Origin of the sequence: Stagnihabitans lacustris, assembly GCF_025950525.1 — a bacterium.
Classification (GTDB): Bacteria; Pseudomonadota; Alphaproteobacteria; order Rhodobacterales; family Rhodobacteraceae; genus Stagnihabitans.
Genome location: NZ_JAPDGS010000003.1, coordinates 237173 through 256241, shown reverse-complemented (window position 1 = coordinate 256241; position 19069 = coordinate 237173). Strand labels below are relative to the sequence as shown.

The following is a 19069-nucleotide window of genomic DNA, read 5'->3' as shown; positions in this document are numbered from 1 at the left end:
TGGTGGAATGAACAGCCCCGCCCCCAATATACGCCCCGTGATCCGCCTCTTGGACGAGGCCGCCATCAACCGCATCGCGGCGGGTGAGGTCGTCGAACGCCCGGCCTCGGCGGTGAAAGAGCTGGTGGAAAACGCGCTGGACGCCGGCGCGCGGCGCATCGCGGTGGATTATGCGGCGGGCGGCAAGCTGCTGATCCGGGTGACGGATGACGGCTGCGGCATGGGGGCTTCGGACCTGCCGATGGCCGTGGCGCGGCACGCGACCTCCAAGATTGACGGGACCGATCTGCTGAACATCCGCAGCTTTGGCTTTCGCGGCGAGGCGCTGGCGTCCTTGGGTTCCGTGGGTCGGCTGTCGATCACGTCGCGGCCGCGCGGCGAAGAGGGGCATCGGCTGGTGGTCGAGGGCGGGCGGATGGCGCCGGTCGTCCCCTGCTCTGCCGCGCCCGGCACGGTGATCGAACTGCGCGACCTGTTTTACGCGACGCCTGCGCGGCTGAAATTCCTGCGGACGGACCGATCCGAGGCCGGCGCGATTGCCGAGGTCCTGCGGCGTCTGGCGATGGCCGAACCTTTGGTCGGTTTCACCCTGTCCGAGGTGTCAGAGGGGGAGCCGCCACGCGTCATCCTGCGCCTTGACCCCGAAAACGGCGACTTCTTTGACGCGCTGCAGCGGCGGCTGACCCGGGTTCTGGGCGCCGATTTTACCGCCAATGCCCTGCGCGTCGATGTCGAACGGGACGGCCTGCACCTGTCGGGCTATGCTGCCCTGCCGACCTATTCTCGTGGCACCTCGGTTCAGCAATTCCTGTTCGTGAATGGTCGCCCGGTGCAGGACCGCTTGCTGTATGGCGCGCTGCGGGTGGCCTATTTCGACGTGCTGTCGCGCGACCGCCACCCGGCCGCCGTGCTGAACCTGAGCTGCGATCCCGAACGAGTGGACGTTAACGTTCATCCGGCAAAATCCGAGGTCCGGTTCCGCGAACCCGAAGCCGCGCGCAGCCTGATCATCACCGGGTTGAAGTCGGTTTTGCTGGCAGGCGGGACAAGGGCGTCCTCGACCGTGGCTGGGGCAACGGTGCAGGCGCTGCGCCCCGAAGCGCCGCGGATCTATCAGATGGACCTTGGGGCGCGGCCGTCGTTTACCACGCTGGCGCGCGCTTATGAGGCGCAGGCCCCCGGCTTTGCCGAAGCGCCCTCGGCCCGGGTCGAGCCGGTATCCGAGCCCACCGCGGCTCCATTGGGCGCGGCGCGCGCGCAGGTCCACGAGAATTACATCATCGCCCAAACTGCGACGGGCATCGTGATCGTCGACCAGCACGCCGCCCACGAACGCCTGGTCTATGAACGACTAAAGGCGCAGCGTGATGCGACGGGGATCACCACGCAGGCCCTGTTGATCCCTGAAATCCTTGAGCTTTCTTCGGCCGATCATGGGCGATTGATGGAGGCCGCAGACGACCTTGCCGCCCTGGGTCTGGTGATTGAACCCTTCGGTGGCATGGCGGTTGCGGTCCGCGAAGTGCCCGCGATCCTGGGTCAGGCCTCGGCCAAGGCGCTGCTGGCTGATGTGCTGGACGAACTGACAGAGCAGGGTGACGCGCCTTCGCTTTTGGCGCGGATGGATGCGATCCTGTCGCGGATGGCCTGCCACGGCTCGATCCGCTCTGGCCGTCAGATGCGCGCCGAAGAGATGAATTCGCTTCTTCGCGAGATGGAGGCGACGCCGCTTTCGGGTCAGTGCAACCACGGGCGGCCGACCTATGTGGAGCTGAAACTCTCCGATATCGAACGCCTGTTCGGCCGGACATGACGCTGTTCGGCCAAAACTATCACTGGACCTCGCCCGAGGTTCTGATCCTGTGCGGGGTCCTTTTCCTTCTAGTTTTAGGGATTTTCTTAACCCTTCGCGCCTCACGCCCAAGCCCCTTGATGCTGCAAGAGATGGCCTGGCTAAGCCAACGCGTGCAGGGTCTGGCCGAGGGGCAAGAGCGTCTTGCCGGTGGCCTGACGCATGTTTCGGAATCGCAAATCCATTCTCAAACATCAATGCTGAAACTGATGGAGACCCGCCTGGCCGAGGTGCAAAAAGGCATGATCGAGACGCTGCAAGGCACCTCGATCCGCACGGCGCGCAGCTTGGGCGACCTGCATCAAAGGCTGGAAACCATCGACAAGGCCCAGGCCAATATCGAGAAGCTGTCGGGCAATGTTCTGTCGTTGCAAGACATCCTGTCGAACAAGCAAACCCGCGGCGCTTTCGGGGAAATCCAGCTGCATGACATCGTGTCCAAGGCTCTGCCGCCCGATGCCTATACGATGCAGGCGACCTTGCCCAACGGTCGCCGCGCCGATTGCCTGATCCACCTGCCCAAGCCCCCCGGCCCCATCGTGATTGACGCCAAATTCCCGTTGGAGGCCTATGAAGCGCTGCGCCGCGCCGACAATCCGCGCGCGGTGCAAGAGGCCTCTGGCGCTTTCCGCACATCCGTTCGCATACACCTGCGCGCCATCGCCGAACGCTATGTGCTGGACGGCGAAACCGCCGACGGCGCGCTGATGTTCCTGCCGTCCGAAGCCGTCTATGCCGAGCTTCACGCCAACTTCCCCGAGCTGGTCCGCGAGGGTTTCGGAATACGCGTTTGGATTGTTTCACCCACGACCTGCATGGCCACGCTGAACACGATCCGCGCCGTGCTGAAGGACGTCCGGATGAAGGAACAGACCGGCGCGATCCGGCGCGAAATGGCCGAACTTGCGCGCGATCTGGACCGTTTGGGCGACCGCGTCGGCAACCTGGACCGCCATTTCTCCCAAGCCGTGCGCGATGTCGAGGAGATCCGGACCTCGGCTGAAAAGGCCGGAAAACGCGCCCGCAGGCTGGATAATTTCGACTTCGAGGAGCCGCAAACGTGATCCATCTGACCGCCCACGACTTCCGGCCGATGCCCTGGGCCAATGGCAAAGGCACCACGATCGAGCTGTATCGGCAAGAGACCGACCACCTGCAACTTCGCCTCTCCCGGGCGCAAGTGGTTGAGGATGGGCCTTTTTCCCTCTTTCCCGGCATCCAGCGCAACCTGACGGTGCTGACCGGTCCCGGCTTTGACCTTGTGGGGACCACGACCTTTCAAGCCCGCCCGCTGCAGCCGATTGCCTTCCCCGGCGACCTTGTCCTTCGCGCCATCAACGTCACGGGCCCATCCGAGGATTTCAACGTCATGCGCGCGGCCCACCTGCCGGCGCCGCGCGTCCGCGTCACCCAAGGCCCGGCGAAAGGCGCGCTTCTTGTCCTGGCTGCCGCCCCCGGCTTTGCGCTTTATGACCTGATCCTGACCGAGACGGAAATCACCCTTCCTGTCCCGGTCATCGAGGTCAGCTGAAGGCCGCTTCCAAGGCGATCTCGACCATGTCACCGAACGATTGTTCGCGTTCACTGGCGGGCAAAGCCTCGTGAGTGACCAAATGGTCGGAAATGGTCAAAACGGCCAGCGCACGCCGCCCATACCGGGCCGCCAGAGTATACAGCTCCGCCGCCTCCATCTCGACACACAGCACACCGTGGCGCATCAACTGCGCACCCAGGTCCTCGCGTTCGTCGTAAAACGTGTCGCTGGAGTAGATCCCGCCGACATGACACGCCACCCGCCCCTGAGCCGCCGTCCAAGCCGCCGAAAGCAGTCCAAAATCCGCGGCAGGTGCGAAATTCATCTCGCGAAAGATCGTCCGCGACGGCGAACCGACGCTTGACGCCGTCTGCGCCAAGACCACGTCGCGCAGCTTCACCCTCTCTTGCATCGCCCCCGCCGAACCAATCCGAATAAGCGTTTGGGCACCGTAATCCCGGATCAATTCGTTGACGTAAATCGACAACGAGGGCATCCCCATGCCAGAGCCCTGGATCGTCACCCGCTCACCTTTCCAGGTGCCGGTATAGCCCAGCATCCCGCGCACCTCATTCACCAGGACCGCGTCCTTCAGGAACTTTTGCGCCGCCCAACGCGCCCGGTAGGGGTCGCCCGGCAGCAGAACGGTTTCGGCAATTTCTCCGGGCTTGGCCCCGATGTGAAAGGTCATGGCTCTCTCCTTTTGCCCCAGCCTAACGCCGCCCACGCGCCTGACAAGGCCCAATCTATAACGTTATAGCTTGCCTTTTGCGCCCAATTCACGCATCCAAAAGCAAACGGAGGACCCTATGACCATCGAAACCATGCTTGATGCCATGTCCCTTGAGGACCAGGTTCACATCCTTTCCGGCGCGTCCTTTTGGTCGGTCGAGGGCGCCGGACTGGGCACGTTGCGCGTGACCGACGGGCCGAACGGCGCGCGCGGCGGCGGGTCTTTGGTGGGCGGCGTCAAGTCGGCGGCCTTCCCGGTTGGCATCGCGATTGGTGCCACCTGGAACCCGGAACTGGCACAAAAGATCGGCCAGGCGATTGCGCAAGAGGTCAAGTCCAAGGGCGCCCATGTGTCGCTGGCGCCGACGGTGAACATCCAGCGCTCTGTCACGAATGGCCGGAATTTCGAGTGTTATTCCGAGGACCCGATCCTGACCGCGGCCCTTGCCGTGGGCTATGTGAAAGGCCTGCAGGGCGAGGGAATTTCGGCCACGATCAAACACTTCGCCGGCAATGAATCCGAGATCGAACGCACCACGATGTCGTCCGATATCGACGAACGCAGCCTGCGCGAAGTCTATCTGATCCCCTTCGAGGCGGCAGTGAAAGAGGCCGGGACCTGGGGGATCATGTCGTCCTACAACCGGCTGAACGGCACCTATACCGCGGAATCCGAGTGGCTTTTGACCAAGGTTCTGCGCGAGGATTGGGGCTATGACGGCATTGTCATGTCCGATTGGTTTGGCTCCCGGACGACGGCGCCGACGGTGAATGCGGGGCTGGATCTGGAGATGCCGGGGCCGACGCGCGACCGCGGGGCCAAGCTGGTTCAGGCGGTCAAGGATGGTCTGGTCAGCCGCGAAACCGTGCGGGAACGGGCGGCCAACATGCTGCGGCTGATGGCGCGGGTGGGCTCTCTAACGGATCACCGGGCGCATGTCGAAGTGGCCGACGACCGGCCCGAACACCGCGCGCTGATCCGTCGCGCGGGGGCCGAGGGCGCGGTTCTGCTGAAGAACGACGGGCTCCTTCCCCTGTCCGAGCAGCGCATCGCGGTCATCGGGCCGAATGGCGCCGTGGCACAGATCATGGGTGGCGGCTCGGCGCAGTTGAACCCGCATTATGCCGTGTCGCCGCTGGAGGGTCTGCGCGCCCGCGGCCTGGATGTGACCCATGCGGCGGGCTGCACCAACCACCGGTTCGAGCCGCTTTTGCAGGGCGTTTTCACGGCGGAGATGTATTCCGACCGATCCTTCGGCAACCTTGCCGCGACGGTGCCGATGGACAGCCTCATGGCCTTCTGGTTCCCGCCGATGCCGGGTGGCGTCGACCCGGTCAACTTCTCGGCCCGCATCCGCGGCACCGTGACGACCGAGGCCGGACTTCACCGGCTTGGCGTCTATGCCGCTGGATTCGCCAAGGTTTTCCTCGACGGAAATCTGATCGCCGACGCTTCGGAGGGCAAGTGGACCAAGGGCCGCACCTTCTTTGAAGAGGGCTGCGACGAGGTCGTCGGCGAGGTCAATTTGACCGCTGGTGCCCATGAGATTCTGGTGGAGTTCGTGTCGAAACCCTCGGATAACCTGGCCTTTGCGGCCATGTCCGTGGGGCTTGGTCGTCCGATGGGGGATGCCGAAATCGCCGAGGCCGCGCGCATCGCCGCCGATGCCGAATGTGCGGTCGTTTTCGTCGGTCGCAGCGGCGAATGGGACACCGAGGGCTCTGACCTGCAGACCATCCGCTTGCCCGGACGGCAGGACGAATTGGTCGCCGCTGTGCTGAAAGCGAACGCCAATACGGTTATCGTCTTGCAGACCGGCGGCCCGGTCGAGATGCCTTGGCTGCCGCAAGCCCGCGCCGTGTTGCAGGCCTGGTATCCGGGGCAAGAGGCGGGCAACGCCATCGCCGATGTGCTGTATGGCGCCGAGCCTTCGGGGCGGCTTGCCCAGACATTCCCGAAGCTTTGGTCGCATAACCCGACGCACTCTCAGGACCAAGAGATCTATCCCGGCCTGAACGGTCATGTGCGTTACGAAGAAGGCGTTTTCATCGGCTATCGGCACTATGACAAACAGGGGATCGACCCGCTTTTCCCCTTTGGCCATGGGCTGTCCTACACCAGCTTTGACCTAAGCGACACGGTGGTCGCGGCGGGCAATGGGCGCGCCTCGGTGACGACGACCGTCACCAATACCGGCGCGCGGCGGGGGGCCACGGTGGTTCAGGTCTATGTCGGCGATCCGCAAGCCTCGGTCCCGCGTCCCGCCAAAGAGCTGAAATCATTCGCGAAACTCTGGCTGGACCCGGGTGAAAGCCGCAGGATCACGCTGGACCTCGCCCCGCGCGCCTTTGCCTTCTGGCAGGACGGCTGGGTCGTCGAGGCCGGAGAGTTCACCGTGCAGACCGGCTTTTCCGCCGCCGATCTGCGTCACACGGCGACGATCACGATGGGCGCCAGCCGCCTGCCGGTGTAAACCCACAGCGCACAGGCTCCGGGCGTGACCCGGAGCCCCCTCAGGCGGCTGCGAAAGTCCCGGCGTTCAGGCAAAAGCCCACTTCGTCGGGCTGCGTTCCGCGCTTGGCCAAGGCATGCGAACATTCGCCGCGATGCTTGCACTGGGCGCAGGTAGAGAGGATATCAAGCCATTGTTCGTGATTGGCCTGCAGATCTTCGGCGGACAGACCAAAGATCGCGCCCATGTGGCGGACCCGGTCGCCGACATCATGCGGCATCTGCACGAAGGCCCGCAGCTGTTCGCGCGTCATGCCAAGGTCGTCAAGCTCGTGTTCCGACAGCCGGTCGACCTCTTTCAGCTCGCCCCAGCGTTCCATGATCGCCTTGATTCGTTCAAACATCTTGCCACTCCATGAAGGGTTGCCCCCCTGATGGCGCGCCTTGGCCGGCAAAACCTTGATCCAGCGCAAATTCCGTTACTTGCGGCGCAGATGTTCGTCCAGGCGTGGCATGATTTCGACAAAGTTGCAGGGCCGGTGGCGGTAATCCAGCTGCCATTTCAGGATCTCGTCCCAGGCGTCGCGGCACCCTCCGGGACTTCCGGGCAGAGCGAACAGATAGGTCCCGCCCGCCACACCCCCCGTCGCACGCGACTGCACCGCCGAGGTGCCGATCTTCTGCATCGAGACCATGGTAAAGACCGTGCCAAAGGCCTCGATCTCTTTTTCATAGACATCGCGGTGGGCCTCGACCGTCACATCGCGGCCCGTCAACCCCGTGCCGCCGGTGGTCAGGATCACATCCACCTCCGGATCGGCAACCCAAGCGCGCAAGCGGTCGGCAATCAGCGCCCGGTCGTCCTGCACGATCCCCCGCGCCGCCAGCAGATGCCCCGACGAGGTCAACCTTTCGACCAGCGTATCGCCGGACCGATCATCCGCCGCCGTGCGCGTATCCGACACGGTCAGGACGGCAATGCGAACGGGCAAGAACGGGCGGGTGTCGTCGATGCGGCTCATAGGCGGGCTTTCAAAGAGAGGAGGTCGGCCCAGGCCTCGCGTTTCGCGGCGGGCTGGCGAAGAAGATAGGCCGGATGCGTCATGGGCAGGACCGGCTTGCCCCAGGCCTCGGCCCATTGGCCGCGCAGGCGCAGGATGCCGGTCTGGTTCAGCACCGCCTTGCAGGGCGTGTTGCCCACCAGGACGATGAAATCCGGATCGACCAGGGCCACATGGCGCTGGAGAAAGGGGCGCATCATGGCGATCTCTTCGGGCTCCGGGTCGCGGTTGCCAGGCGGACGCCAGGGCAGGACATTGGTGATATACAGCGCCATTTCGGGGTCGGGCGCGGTCCGCGACAGGCCGATGGCGGCGAACATCCGGTCCAACAGCTGACCGGCGCGGCCGACGAAGGGGCGGCCCTCCAGGTCTTCTTCGCGGCCCGGCGCCTCGCCCAGGACCAGAACGCGGGCCGCGGGGTTGCCATCGGCAAAGACCGTGTTGCGCGCGCCCTTTTTGATCTCGCAATGCGGGAAAGCGGTGATCGCCTCGCGCAGCGCCTCCAGCGTCGGGGCGGCCGCCGCCATGGCCTGCGCTTCGGCCACCGGATCGGCCTGGGCCGTCGCAACGGGCGGCTCGACGGCGGCCTTGGCGGGCGCAGGTGTCAGCCGTTCGGGCAGGCCATAACGGTCCACCGGATCATCGACGACCCAATCGGCCACGCCAAGTTCAACCTGCCAGTCCAGCGCGGCCAAGGCGGCCTCCCAGTGATCGGGGGCCAGGATGTCGGTCTCGATTCCCATGGCCGGACCCTAGGCCAAGCCGGTGACCCTGTCCACCTGGGGCCAGATTCACCGGGGGTCAGAAAGGCTCTGTCAGTTGCAGGTCGTCATCCTCGATCGGCCGGACAAACACCGTCACCTGTTCGGACTGCCTCCAAAACCGCGGAGCGTTCAGGAATTCCGGCGGCAAAAGCTCTTTTTGAAAGCTGCGGCGGGTCGATTTGCGCAAGATCACCTCATGCTGGTTCGACCGAAGCCGGACCCCGGGTTTCAGCAATTCATCCCGCAGCCGGGCAGCACGGTCCTCCAGCACCCGGATTTCGGCCCGGACTTGGGCAAATTCGTCAACAAGGTCCATGATCACCTCCTGACGGCAGCTTCCCGCAGGATGGTTAAGCTTTCGTTACCCTCCTGTGCCCTTCACAAGAGGTTCAGCCTGTTGCATAAGCCCGGAAACGAAGGAGAGCCCCATGACCTTCCGCGCCCGTCACCTGCTTGGCATCGACCACCTGGCCCCGGCCGAGATCACCACGGTTCTGGACCTTGCCGACCGCTATGTCGACCTGAACCGCCGGACGGTGAAATCGGCCGATGTCCTGGCGGGGATGACGCAGATCAACATGTTCTTTGAAAACTCCACCCGGACGCAGGCCAGCTTTGAATTGGCGGGCAAAAGGCTGGGCGCGGATGTGATGAACATGTCGGTCGCCCAATCCAGCGTGAAAAAAGGCGAGACGCTGATCGACACGGCGCTGACGCTGAACGCGATGCGGCCGGATCTTTTGGTGGTGCGGCATGGGTCGTCGGGGGCGGTCAACCTTCTGGCATCAAAGGTGAATTGCGCGGTTTTGAACGCGGGCGACGGGCAGCATGAACACCCGACGCAGGCGCTGTTGGACGCCCTGACGATCCGCCGGGCCAAGGGCCGGTTGCAACGCCTGACCATCGCGATTTGCGGCGATATCGCGCACAGCCGGGTGGCGCGCAGCAACCTGATCCTTCTGGGCAAGATGGAGAACCGCTTGCGCCTGATCGCGCCGCCGACGCTGATGCCGCCGGGGGTCAAAGACTTTGGCTGCGAGCTTTATGACAATATGGCCGAGGGGCTGAAGGGCGCCGATGTCGTCATGATGCTGCGCCTGCAAAAGGAACGGATGGACGGCGGGTTCATCCCCAGTGAGCGCGAATATTACCACCGCTTCGGCCTGGACGCCGAAAAGCTGTCGCATGCGGCGCCCGATGCCATCGTGATGCATCCGGGCCCGATGAACCGCGGCGTCGAGATCGACGGAGAGCTGGCCGATGACATCAACCGGTCGGTGATCCAGGAGCAGGTCGAGATGGGGGTGGCGGTGCGCATGGCCTGCATGGACCTTCTGGCGCGCAACCTGCGGGCGGAACGGGGCCGGGCGGCGCTTGGGGCGATGGCGTGACGGGGCATTTGGGTAGGGTGTCACGATGAAGAAACCGATGTCGGACGCGCGGATCGGCGGGATGGTGGCGACCGTGGCGCTGGTGGTGATCTTTGCGCTGACCGCCTATGTGATCTGGGGATAGGAACATGACGATGCTGCATTTCACCAATGCCCTGCTGATCGACCCCGAAGGCGGCGAGCATCTGTCCTCGCTGACCATTCAGGGCGACGTGATCACCGCGCTTGGTGGCGACACGCCCGCGGGGGCCACGGTCGTTGATGCGGGCGGCCATTGCCTTGCCCCCGGCATCGTCGACTGGGGCGTCAAAATCGGCGAACCCGGAGAGCGCCACCGGGAGTCGTTCCGCTCGGCGGGGCTTGCGGCGGCGGCGGGGGGCGTCACCACGATCATCGCGCGCCCCGACACCAAACCCGCCATCGACACGCCCGAAACGTTGGAGTTCGTGACAAGACGCGCCGCGGAATCCGTCGTGCGCATCCGCCATATGGCCGCGCTGACCAAGCATCGTGACGGCCAAGAGATGACAGAGATCGGCTTCCTTCTGGATGCCGGGGCCGTGGCCTTTACCGATGTTTACAACGTCTCGACCAATACCAAGGCTTTGGCGCGGGCCATGACCTATGCGCGGTCCCTGGGCGCGCTGATCGTCGGCCATGCGCAGGAACCGGGGCTTTCGGCGGGCGCCGCCGCGACCCATGGCAAATTCGCCTCGCTTTACGGCCTGCCCTCGGTGTCCCCGATGGCCGAGAAAATCGGCCTGGACCGTGACCTTGGCTTGGTCGAAATGACGGGCGCGCGCTATCACGTCGATCAGATCACCGTGGCGGCCTCGCTGCCCGCGCTGGAACGCGCCAAGGCCACGCTGGATGTCACGGCGGGGGTGTCGATCCACCACCTGACGCTGAACGAATATGACGTCGGCGACTACCGGACCTTCTTCAAGATGACGCCGCCCTTGCGGTCCGAAGATGACCGACTGGCCATGGTTCAGGCCGTGGCGGATGGGGTGATCGACGTCATCGCCAGCTTTCACACCCCGGCGGATGAGGAATCCAAACGCCTGCCGTTCGAGGAAGCCGCCAGCGGTGCCGTCGGCCTGCAGACCCTGCTTCCCGCCGCCTTGCGGCTGGTCCATGGCGGCCACCTGACGCTGTCCCAGCTGTTCCGCGCCCTGTCGTTCAACCCCGCGCGCCGGCTTGGCTTGCCGCAGGGGCGCATGGCGGTGGGCGCGCCGGCTGACCTTGTTCTGTTCGACCCCAATGCGCCCTTCTTGCTGGACCGATTCAAACTGGAGAGCAAATCCAAGAACACGCCCTTTGACGGGACGCGGATGGAGGGTAAGGTTCTGGCCACCTGGGTGGGCGGACAAAAGGTTTACGGGAGCTGACATGCCGATTTTCGAGACCTCTCAGCCGATGCTGATCGCCGTGGCGGTGCTGGCCTATCTTCTGGGCTCGGTGCCGTTTGGCATCGTGATCACGCGGGCGCTGGGGCTTGGCGACCTGCGCAAGATCGGGTCAGGCAACATCGGCGCGACCAATGTGCTGCGGACGGGCAACAAGGGCGCGGCGCTGGCCACGCTGCTGCTGGACGCGGGCAAGGGCGGGATCGCGGTGCTGATCGCCCGCCAGATCGCGCATGAGGATGCGGCGCAGCTGGCCGCCCTGGCCTCTTTCCTGGGCCATCTTTTCCCGGTCTGGCTGGGGTTCAAAGGCGGCAAGGGCGTGGCGACCTTTCTGGGCACGCTGTTGGTGCTGGATTGGCGCGTGGGCCTCGCCTGCTGCGCGACCTGGGCTTTGGTGGCGGCGCTGACCCGGATTTCCTCGCTTTCGGCCCTGGTGGCGGCGGCGACGTCCAGCCTTTGGCTTGTGCTGTTCAACCATGGGACCATGATCCTGCTGACCGTGGTCCTGACCGCGCTGATCTATTGGAAGCACTGGCCCAACCTGGAGCGGATCAAGGCGGGCACAGAGCCCAAGATCGGCCGCAAGAAGGCCTAAGGCCAGGGCAAGGCTCCGCCTTTGGGCCAACGGGTTGAATTGATGCATATTTTGCTTGCCGATGACCAAGAGCTTGTGCGGGATACGATCGCGGTTTTCCTGCGCCAGGAGCCCGATTTCACGGTCGAAACCGCCAGCGATCTTCATGCGGCCCTGACCCTTGCAAGGGAGAAACCCGGGACGGAGGGCGAAACCGGGGCGGGCGGTTTCGACCTGATCCTTCTGGATTACATGATGCCGGGGATGAACCGCCTGGGCGGTCTGGCCGCGATGAAACAGGCCGTTCCCGGCGTTCCGGTGGCGATCCTGTCGGGTGCCGCGCCCCATGTCGTGGCCGAGCAGGCTGTGGCCGCGGGGGCTGCGGGATTTCTGCCCAAGACCATGTCGACGCGGTCCCTGATGGCCGCCCTGCGCTTCATGGCCGCCGGCGAGACCTATCTTCCCCTGACGCTGGCCGCACAAAAGGACAGCGCCTTGCAGGAGATGGGGTCCAGCCAGTTGACCAGCCGCGAGATGGATGTGCTGACACGGATCATCCAGGGCCTGGCGAACAAGGAAATCGCCCGTGAGCTGGGGCTTCAGGAAGTGACGGTCAAGCTGCATGTCAAGACGCTGTATCGCAAGATCGGCGCCAAGAACCGCACCCATGCCGCCATGCTGGCCCGCGAAGCCGGGCTGCAATAACCTATCCTTTTGGATAGGCCGCTATCCCTCGGCGCGTTAAGAGGTTCTTGAACGGCATGGTAGTAGGGTGCAGTTCAATGGAGGGACGCATGCTGTATTTCCTGCGCGGCGCCTTGGGCGCGATGATTGCGGTGCTGATGGCGGGTTGGGCGGCTGCGGCCGAATTCGACGCGCCGACCGGGGATGTCCTTTTGACGGTCAGCGGGGCCATCGTCGCGACCAATGTCGATGGCACTTTGCAACTGGATCAGGCGCTTCTGGAAAGCCTGCCACAAACCGAATTCTCGACCTCGACCACCTGGACCAGCGGGATCACGACCTTCAAAGGCGTTCTGCTGAAAGACCTGGCCGCGGCCATCGGCGCGACGGGCGGAACGATCACCCTGCGGGCCGTCAACGACTATGCGATCAGCATGCCCCTGGCCGATCTGGGCGAGGATGCACCGCTTTTGGCGTTTCTGGTTGATGGTCAAACCATGTCCCTGCGCGACAAGGGGCCGATCTGGATGGTCTATCCCTATGACAAGGATGACAAATTCCGCACGGAAGAGGTCTTTTCCAGGTCGATCTGGCAATTGACGGAAATATCTTTCGCCGAATAGGCAGGGGCCGGATGGCAGGGCAATGGCAGGCAGTCACGGGCATGGCCAGGGCCGCGAGGGCGGTTCTGGTCGTTGTGCTTTGCCTGTTCCTGACGCTGCTGATCCTTCTGGGTCTGCGCATCCACGACAGCCTGTCCGAACTGCGCGGAGAGGCGAATGACAACCTGCACTGGAACCTCTCTCAGCTGGAGGTCGACCTCGTCCGCCTGGGCGAGGAAATGCGCGTCGATGCCCTTCAGCCCGATGCCTCGTTGAAAGAGCTGCGAAAGCGTTATGACCTGTTCTACAGCCGGGCGCAGAATGCGATTGGCGGCAAGGGCTATTCCGCGCCGGGGCTGAACGACCTGCCGCAGCAATTTGCCGCGCTGCTGAACGCCTATATCGCGCGGGAAACGCCGCTGATCGACGGGTCGGACGCCACCTTGCGCGAAAACCTGCCCGCCATGGCCGACCGCCTGGCCGAGCTGCGGGACAAGCTGCGCAAGACCTCGATCGCGATGATCGACGCCTTGGCCAAGCAGGGCGACGAAAAGCGCGATGCGTTTTCGAACCTGGTGCGGCAAATGGCGCTGGCGACGGGCGGGACGATCCTGCTGCTTGGCGCGCTTTTGGGGGTGGTCCTGTGGCTAAACCGGGTGGCCGCGCGCGAACAGGCGCTGACGGCGCGGGTGTCGGAACGGCTGGCGGCCACCATCGACACCGCGCTGGATGCCATCATCGTCGCCGACCACGAAGGGCGGATCATCCAGTATAACCCCTCGGCGGAAAAGACTTTTGGCTATTCCAAGGCCGATGCGATGGGGCGCGACCTAGGCACGCTGATCGTGCCGCCCGGCCTGCGCGCGGCCCATACGGCCGGCATGACGCGGATGCGGCAAAGCGGCCAGTTCAAGGTGGTGAACGCCGGGCGCATCCAGATCACCGCGCTGCACCGTTCGGGCCGCGAATTCCCGGTCGAACTTGCGATTTCCTCGGCCGATGGCGACCAGGGACGGATCTTCATCTCTTTCCTGCGCGACATTTCCGACCGTCTTGCCGCCGAGGCCGAGTTGACCTCGACCCGCGACAAGGCCGTGGCGGCCGGTCGCGCCAAGACCGAGTTCGTCGCCGTCATGAGCCACGAGATGCGAACGCCCCTGAACGGCGTCATCGCCTCGCTAGAGATCGCCTCCGGCATGGCGACTGAACCGGAGCTGCGGCGATTCATTGGTCTGGCGCAGGACTCTGCACAGCTTTTGTTGCGCCATGCCAATGACGTGCTGGACATTTCCCGCTTGGAAAGCAACGGCTTGCAACTGACGGTCGAGGATTTCGACATCAACGCCCATGTCGGGGGCCTGGTCGAAACCTTCCGTCCGATGTGTGACGAAAAACGCATCGACCTGCGCTACACCATGACCGGAGAGCGTCCGATCCTGCAAGGCGATCCGTTCCGCCTGGGTCAGATCGTGCGGAATTTCCTGTCCAACGCGATCAAGTTTACCCGGCAGGGCGGCGTCACCATCGAGGCGGAGGTGAGCGAATCGCGCAGTCAGACCCGCGTCATCGAAATCCGCGTCACCGACACCGGCCCCGGCATCCCCGAGGCCGACCAAGCGCGCATCTTCGAGGATTTCGTGATGCTCGACCCCTCTTTCGGGCGCACCGGAGAGGGGGCGGGCCTTGGTCTTGCGATCTGCCGCCGCCTTGCGCAGGCCATGGGCGGAGAAATCGGCGTCGAAAGCACGCCCGGCGAGGGCAGCTGCTTTTGGCTCCGCATCCCCTTTGCCCTCGGACGCAAGCCCGTCGTCGTCGCCGGGACAGAGGATCGCGCGCCGATGCCCGCCATGGATGTGCTGGTGGTCGAAGACAACGCGACCAACCGCGCCGTTCTGGGCGAATTGCTGCGCCGCCTGGGTCAGCGCGTCACCTTCGCTTTTGATGGCGAAAAGGGTGCGGCGGCGGCGACCGCGCATCGCTATGACGTCATTCTGATGGATGTGTCGATGCCGGTGATGGATGGCCTGACCGCCACCGGCTTGATCCGGCAAAGCGGCGCGTCCAAGAACAGCCGGATCGTCGCCGTCACCGCCCATTCCATGCCCGAGGATCTGGTGCGCATCCGCAAGGCCGGGATGGATGACATGCTGATGAAGCCGATCTCCAGCGGCAACCTGATTCGCGTGCTGTCAGGGACGGCGCTGATCAACGCCAAGCCGGTCGACGGGCTGATCGACGACGACCGCATTGCCGAACTGAAAATGGCGATCGGCGCCGATGGACTGGCGCGGCTGGCAGGAAAATTCCTGGGCGACGGCAGCCAGTTGATTGCGCGGCTTCTGTCGGACGAGGCGCTGGAGGCTCCTGCCGAAACGCTTGGCGCCATTTGTCACGAGGCGGCGGGGCTGGCTTCGGTCCTGGGCGCGGCCAAGCTGCGCAGCCTTTGCGCCCGGGCCGAAGAGTTGTGCCGCAGCGGGCGCGCGGGTGATGCGCGCGAAATCCTGCGCCGCGAACTTGGGGTGGTCTGGCAAGAGACCGCGACATCAGTCAAGGCTATGCTGCCATAAAGGCTTCGATATCAGCGACTTGTGCAGGAGTCAGCCGCAGACCCAGCTTGCTGCGCCGCCAGATGACATCCTGCGCCGTGCGGGCAAATTCATGCGTCATCAGCCAACGCAGCTCTGCTTCGGTCAGGGTCGCGCCAAAGTCGCGGCCCATGTCCGCGCGGGTTGCACCGACGATCCGCGCGGCATCCGTCCCATAGGCGCGCACCAGCCGCCGCGCCCAGTCCTCGTCCAGCCAATCCCGCCCGTCGCGCAACCGCGCCACCAGGTCGGCCACCCCATCATGCGGAAAATCGCCCCCTGGCAGCGCGACCCGCGCCGTCCAAGCGCCCTTTGCGCCCGGGAAAAACGGCGCCAGTTTCGCCATTGCGGCCTCGGCCAGACGGCGATGCGTGGTGATCTTGCCGCCAAACACGTTCAGCAGGGGCGCGCCCGCTTGGTCCAGCGACAGGACATATTCCCGCGTCGCCGCCGTCGCCGAACTCGCCCCGTCGTTATACAGCGGCCGGACGCCGGAATAGGACCAGACCACATCCGCCGCCGTCACCGGACGGGCGAAATACTGGCTGACGAAGGCCAAAAGATAGTCGCGCTCTGCGTCGGTGCAGGTCGGAACCTCACCCGCCTTGTGGTCCTGATCGGTCGTGCCGATCAGGGTGAAGTCCTGCTCATAGGGGATCGCAAAGGTAATCCGCCCGTCAGCGCCTTGAAAGAAATAGCATTTGTCGTGGTCGAACAGCCGCTTGGTCACGATATGGCTGCCGCGAACCAGCCGCACCCCTTCGGATGAGTTGATGCGGGTGACGTTGCGAATCACATCCTCCACCCAGGGCCCGGCGGCATTGACCAAGGCGCGGGCGGTATAAGTGCCGGCCGTCGTCTCGATCCGCCAATGGTCGCCTTCGCGCGTGGCCGAGGTCACGCGAGTGCCCACCATGACCTCGGCGCCGCGCAACTTGGCGTCGCGGGCGGTCAGGGCGACCAGGCGCGAATCCTCGACCCAGCAATCGGAATATTCATAGGCCTTGGCAAAGCGCGGATGCAGCGCGGCGCCAGCCGGATCTTTGCGCAAGTTCAAGGACTTGGTCCCCGGGAGGATCTTGCGTCCGCCCAAGTGGTCATAAAGGAACAGGCCCAGCCGGATCATCCAATCCGGCCGCCGCCCCTTCATCCAGGGCATCACCCGCGCCAAAAGTTTGCCCGCTGGGGTCTGACCCTCGAACCGCATCTCGGGCGACAGGGGCAGGACGAAACGCATCGGCCAAGAGATATGCGGCATGGCGACCAAAAGCGTCTCGCGCTCTTCAAGTGCCTCACGCACAAGGCGAAATTCGAAAAACTCCAGGTAGCGCAGCCCACCATGAAACAGCTTGGTCGACGCCGAAGAGGTCGCTTGCGCCAGGTCCCCCTGTTCGGCAAGTGCGACCGACAGGCCCCGCCCCACCGCGTCCCGCGCGATGGCTGTGCCGTTGATCCCGCCGCCGATGATGAAAAGGTCAAACATGCGCGCCTCCTGTTGGGTTCAGATGCGCGAAATCCCCGCGTTGGGTCAATTGAAATCTTCGTTTCATGTTCGCTTTTTGTCGAAACGAACATCTGGCGTCGCAGGTTGCGGCATGGCACAAAGCCCCATGTCCGACCGTCAAACCGCCATCCTTGACCTTGCCCGCGCCGAAGGCCGTGTCGCGGTCGAAGACCTCGCGCAGCGCTTCGGCGTCACGCTGCAGACCATTCGCCGTGACCTTTCCGACCTGGCCGAGGCCGGGCTTCTGGACCGCGTTCATGGCGGCGCCGTGGCGCGCAAGGGTGTCGTGAACATCGGCTATGACCAGCGCCGCCGCATGAACGAGGCCGCGAAGGCCGCCATCGCCCGCGCCTGTGCCGCAGCGATCCCGGACAATTGCAGTCTGATCCTGAACATCGGCACGACAACCGAAGCCGTCGCGCGCGAGCTTCTGGCGCATCGCAACATCACGGTGATTACGAATAATATGAACGTGGCCAATATCTTGCTGGCCAACCCGGGCTGCGAGGTCATGTTGGCCGGCGGCACGCTGCGGCGCAGTGATGGAGGCTTGGTGGGCGATCTGACGCAAGGCTTCCTGACCCAGTTCAAGGTCGATTTCGCGGTCATCGGCTGCTCGGCTCTGGATGCGGATGGCGACATGCTGGATTTCGACATGGCCGAAGTTCGCGTCTCGCGCGCGATCCTGCAGCGCAGCCGCCAAGCCTTTCTTGTGGCCGATGCGTCGAAATTTGATCGCTCTGCCCCGGGTCTGATCGGGTCCTTGTCGCAGATCGACCGGTTCTTCACCGACCGCCCCCTTGCCGAGCCTTTGACCCAGGCCTGCGTTCGGTGGAAGACGCAAATCTGCCTCTGCTGAAGCTTTCGCAGACCGCCGAAAGTCTTGGCACAATTGTCTTGCTACTTTACAGTTTTATAACTATCCGTGAAGCAACACGGAGAATCACATGTTCGGCCATCGCTTTGCCACCCGCATCAACTCATTCGCCTCGGCCTGGGATCAGCCCGGCAAACCCACTTTGCGCCAGATGGTCGAACGCGCCGCAAAGGTCGATGGCCTGACCGAACTGGACCTGAACTTCCCCGACCACGTCCCCGCCCCCCGCGAAACCGCGGCGATGATCACCGATTGCGGCTTGCAGCTTTCGGGTCTGGCGATGCGCTATTACTCCAACCCGGCCTTCAAGCGCGGCGCTTTCACCAACCCGGATGCCACCGTCCGGCGTGAGGCCATCGACCTGACCAAGCGCGGCATCGACGCCGCACGTGAGATGGGCGCCCCGATGATGACGCTGTGGCTGGGCCAAGACGGGTTCGACTACAACCTGCAATGCGACTACGACCGCCTGTGGGCGGATGAGATCGCGGGCCTGGCCGAAGTCGCCGCCCACGACCCGGACTGCCTTGTTTCTATTGAATATAAGCCGAACGAGCCCCGCGCCAACTCCCTCCTCCCCGATGCCGCCACGACGCTTTTGGCCATCGACGAGGTGGGCGCACCGAACCTTGGCGTCACCATCGACTTCGCCCATGCGCTTTACGCCAACGAGACGCCCGCGCTGGCCGCCGCCCATATCCTGCGCCGCTCGCGGCTGCTGGGCCTGCATCTGAACGACGGCTACGGCAAGCGCGATGACGGGATGATGGTCGCCTCGGTGCATGAGCTGGCGACGCTGGAACTCTTGCGCGCGGTCAAGCACCGCTTTGACGGCGCGATCTATTTCGACACCTTCCCCGATGCCTCGGGCCTGGACCCCGTCGCCGAATGTGCCGCCAACATCGCCACCGTCCGCCGCCTCTTGGCCAAGATCGACGCGCTGGAGGGCTCGAACGCCTTGGCCACGGCGCAGGCGGCGCAAGACCCTGTCGCGGCCCATGCCGCGCTGCACTTTACGCCTTAACCATAACTTCGTGTTGAAACTGGG

18 protein-coding genes are annotated in these 19069 nt (G+C 64.3%); 12 read left to right on the top strand and 6 right to left on the bottom strand.

Features of this window, described 5'->3' with window-relative positions; genetic code table 11:
• Window positions 1–7 precede the first annotated feature (7 nt).
• From mutL to NX862_RS09710, 3 genes are read left to right on the top strand one after another with little or no spacing between them, the layout of a single operon-like run.
• On the top strand, window positions 8–1813 hold the full coding sequence (gene mutL, locus NX862_RS09720; protein WP_264493711.1) for a DNA mismatch repair endonuclease MutL: 1806 nt from the start codon (window positions 8–10) through the stop codon (window positions 1811–1813).
• Window positions 1810–2916, top strand: coding sequence for a DNA recombination protein RmuC (locus tag NX862_RS09715; protein ID WP_264493710.1), 1107 nt, complete (start codon window positions 1810–1812; stop codon window positions 2914–2916). The genes mutL and NX862_RS09715 overlap by 4 nt, the downstream gene beginning before the upstream one ends.
• The gene (locus tag NX862_RS09710) at window positions 2913–3383 is read left to right on the top strand and encodes a HutD/Ves family protein (protein ID WP_264493709.1); all 471 of its coding nucleotides are present in this window, start codon (window positions 2913–2915) and stop codon (window positions 3381–3383) included. Before NX862_RS09715 ends, NX862_RS09710 begins: the two co-directional genes overlap by 4 nt.
• On the opposite strand, the gene deoD is transcribed toward NX862_RS09710, so the two are convergent.
• On the bottom strand, window positions 3376–4077 hold the full coding sequence (deoD, locus tag NX862_RS09705) for a purine-nucleoside phosphorylase (RefSeq protein WP_264493708.1): 702 nt from the start codon (window positions 4075–4077) through the stop codon (window positions 3376–3378). The two genes, NX862_RS09710 and deoD, sit on opposite strands and share 8 nt — an antisense overlap.
• A 118-nt stretch (window positions 4078–4195) precedes the next feature.
• Here deoD and NX862_RS09700 point away from each other — a divergent pair, with 118 nt between their 5' ends.
• The gene (locus NX862_RS09700; RefSeq protein ID WP_264493707.1) at window positions 4196–6592 is read left to right on the top strand and encodes a beta-glucosidase; all 2397 of its coding nucleotides are present in this window, start codon (window positions 4196–4198) and stop codon (window positions 6590–6592) included.
• 40 nt (window positions 6593–6632) lie between these two features.
• Here the strand turns inward: NX862_RS09700 and NX862_RS09695 are convergent, their stop codons facing one another.
• The 4 genes from NX862_RS09695 to NX862_RS09680 all read right to left on the bottom strand — a co-directional run bounded on the left by NX862_RS09695 (window position 6633) and on the right by NX862_RS09680 (window position 8711).
• On the bottom strand, window positions 6633–6974 hold the full coding sequence (locus NX862_RS09695) for a DUF1127 domain-containing protein (RefSeq protein WP_264493706.1): 342 nt from the start codon (window positions 6972–6974) through the stop codon (window positions 6633–6635).
• Window positions 6975–7049: 75 nt separating this feature from the next.
• A complete protein-coding gene (moaB, locus tag NX862_RS09690; RefSeq protein ID WP_264493705.1) occupies window positions 7050–7592 on the bottom strand; it encodes a molybdenum cofactor biosynthesis protein B in 543 nt (180 codons plus the stop codon).
• The gene (locus NX862_RS09685) at window positions 7589–8374 is read right to left on the bottom strand and encodes a uracil-DNA glycosylase (RefSeq protein ID WP_264493704.1); all 786 of its coding nucleotides are present in this window, start codon (window positions 8372–8374) and stop codon (window positions 7589–7591) included. The genes moaB and NX862_RS09685 overlap by 4 nt, the downstream gene beginning before the upstream one ends.
• A 58-nt stretch (window positions 8375–8432) precedes the next feature.
• Window positions 8433–8711: a hypothetical protein gene (locus NX862_RS09680; RefSeq protein WP_264493703.1), complete on the bottom strand. Its 279-nt coding sequence runs from the start codon at window positions 8709–8711 to the stop codon at window positions 8433–8435.
• 112 nt (window positions 8712–8823) lie between these two features.
• Between NX862_RS09680 and NX862_RS09675 the strand changes: the two genes are divergently transcribed.
• The 6 genes from NX862_RS09675 to NX862_RS09650 all read left to right on the top strand — a co-directional run bounded on the left by NX862_RS09675 (window position 8824) and on the right by NX862_RS09650 (window position 15622).
• Window positions 8824–9786, top strand: coding sequence for an aspartate carbamoyltransferase catalytic subunit (locus NX862_RS09675; protein WP_264493702.1), 963 nt, complete (start codon window positions 8824–8826; stop codon window positions 9784–9786).
• 128 nt (window positions 9787–9914) lie between these two features.
• On the top strand, window positions 9915–11177 hold the full coding sequence (pyrC, locus tag NX862_RS09670; protein ID WP_264493701.1) for a dihydroorotase: 1263 nt from the start codon (window positions 9915–9917) through the stop codon (window positions 11175–11177).
• 1 nt (window position 11178) lies between these two features.
• Entirely contained in the window at window positions 11179–11790 is a 612-nt protein-coding gene (plsY, locus tag NX862_RS09665) for a glycerol-3-phosphate 1-O-acyltransferase PlsY (RefSeq protein ID WP_264493700.1), read from the top strand.
• A 42-nt stretch (window positions 11791–11832) separates the two neighbouring features.
• On the top strand, window positions 11833–12474 hold the full coding sequence (locus NX862_RS09660; RefSeq protein ID WP_264493699.1) for a LuxR C-terminal-related transcriptional regulator: 642 nt from the start codon (window positions 11833–11835) through the stop codon (window positions 12472–12474).
• 89 nt (window positions 12475–12563) lie between these two features.
• On the top strand, window positions 12564–13076 hold the full coding sequence (locus NX862_RS09655; protein WP_264493698.1) for a putative pterin-binding protein: 513 nt from the start codon (window positions 12564–12566) through the stop codon (window positions 13074–13076).
• Window positions 13077–13117: 41 nt separating this feature from the next.
• Complete coding sequence (locus NX862_RS09650) at window positions 13118–15622, top strand: PAS domain-containing hybrid sensor histidine kinase/response regulator (RefSeq protein ID WP_264493697.1); 2505 nt, start codon at window positions 13118–13120, stop codon at window positions 15620–15622.
• On the opposite strand, the gene glpD is transcribed toward NX862_RS09650, so the two are convergent.
• Entirely contained in the window at window positions 15609–17123 is a 1515-nt protein-coding gene (gene glpD, locus NX862_RS09645; protein ID WP_264493696.1) for a glycerol-3-phosphate dehydrogenase, read from the bottom strand. The genes NX862_RS09650 and glpD overlap by 14 nt on opposite strands.
• A gap of 127 nt (window positions 17124–17250) precedes the next feature.
• Between glpD and NX862_RS09640 the strand changes: the two genes are divergently transcribed.
• Window positions 17251–18003, top strand: a complete 753-nt coding sequence (locus NX862_RS09640) for a DeoR/GlpR family DNA-binding transcription regulator (protein ID WP_264493695.1) — start codon at window positions 17251–17253, stop codon at window positions 18001–18003.
• Between the two features lie 88 nt (window positions 18004–18091).
• Window positions 18092–19045 (top strand): sugar phosphate isomerase/epimerase family protein, encoded by a 954-nt coding sequence (locus NX862_RS09635; RefSeq protein WP_264493694.1) that lies wholly within the window; start codon window positions 18092–18094, stop codon window positions 19043–19045.
• Window positions 19046–19069 lie beyond the last annotated feature (24 nt).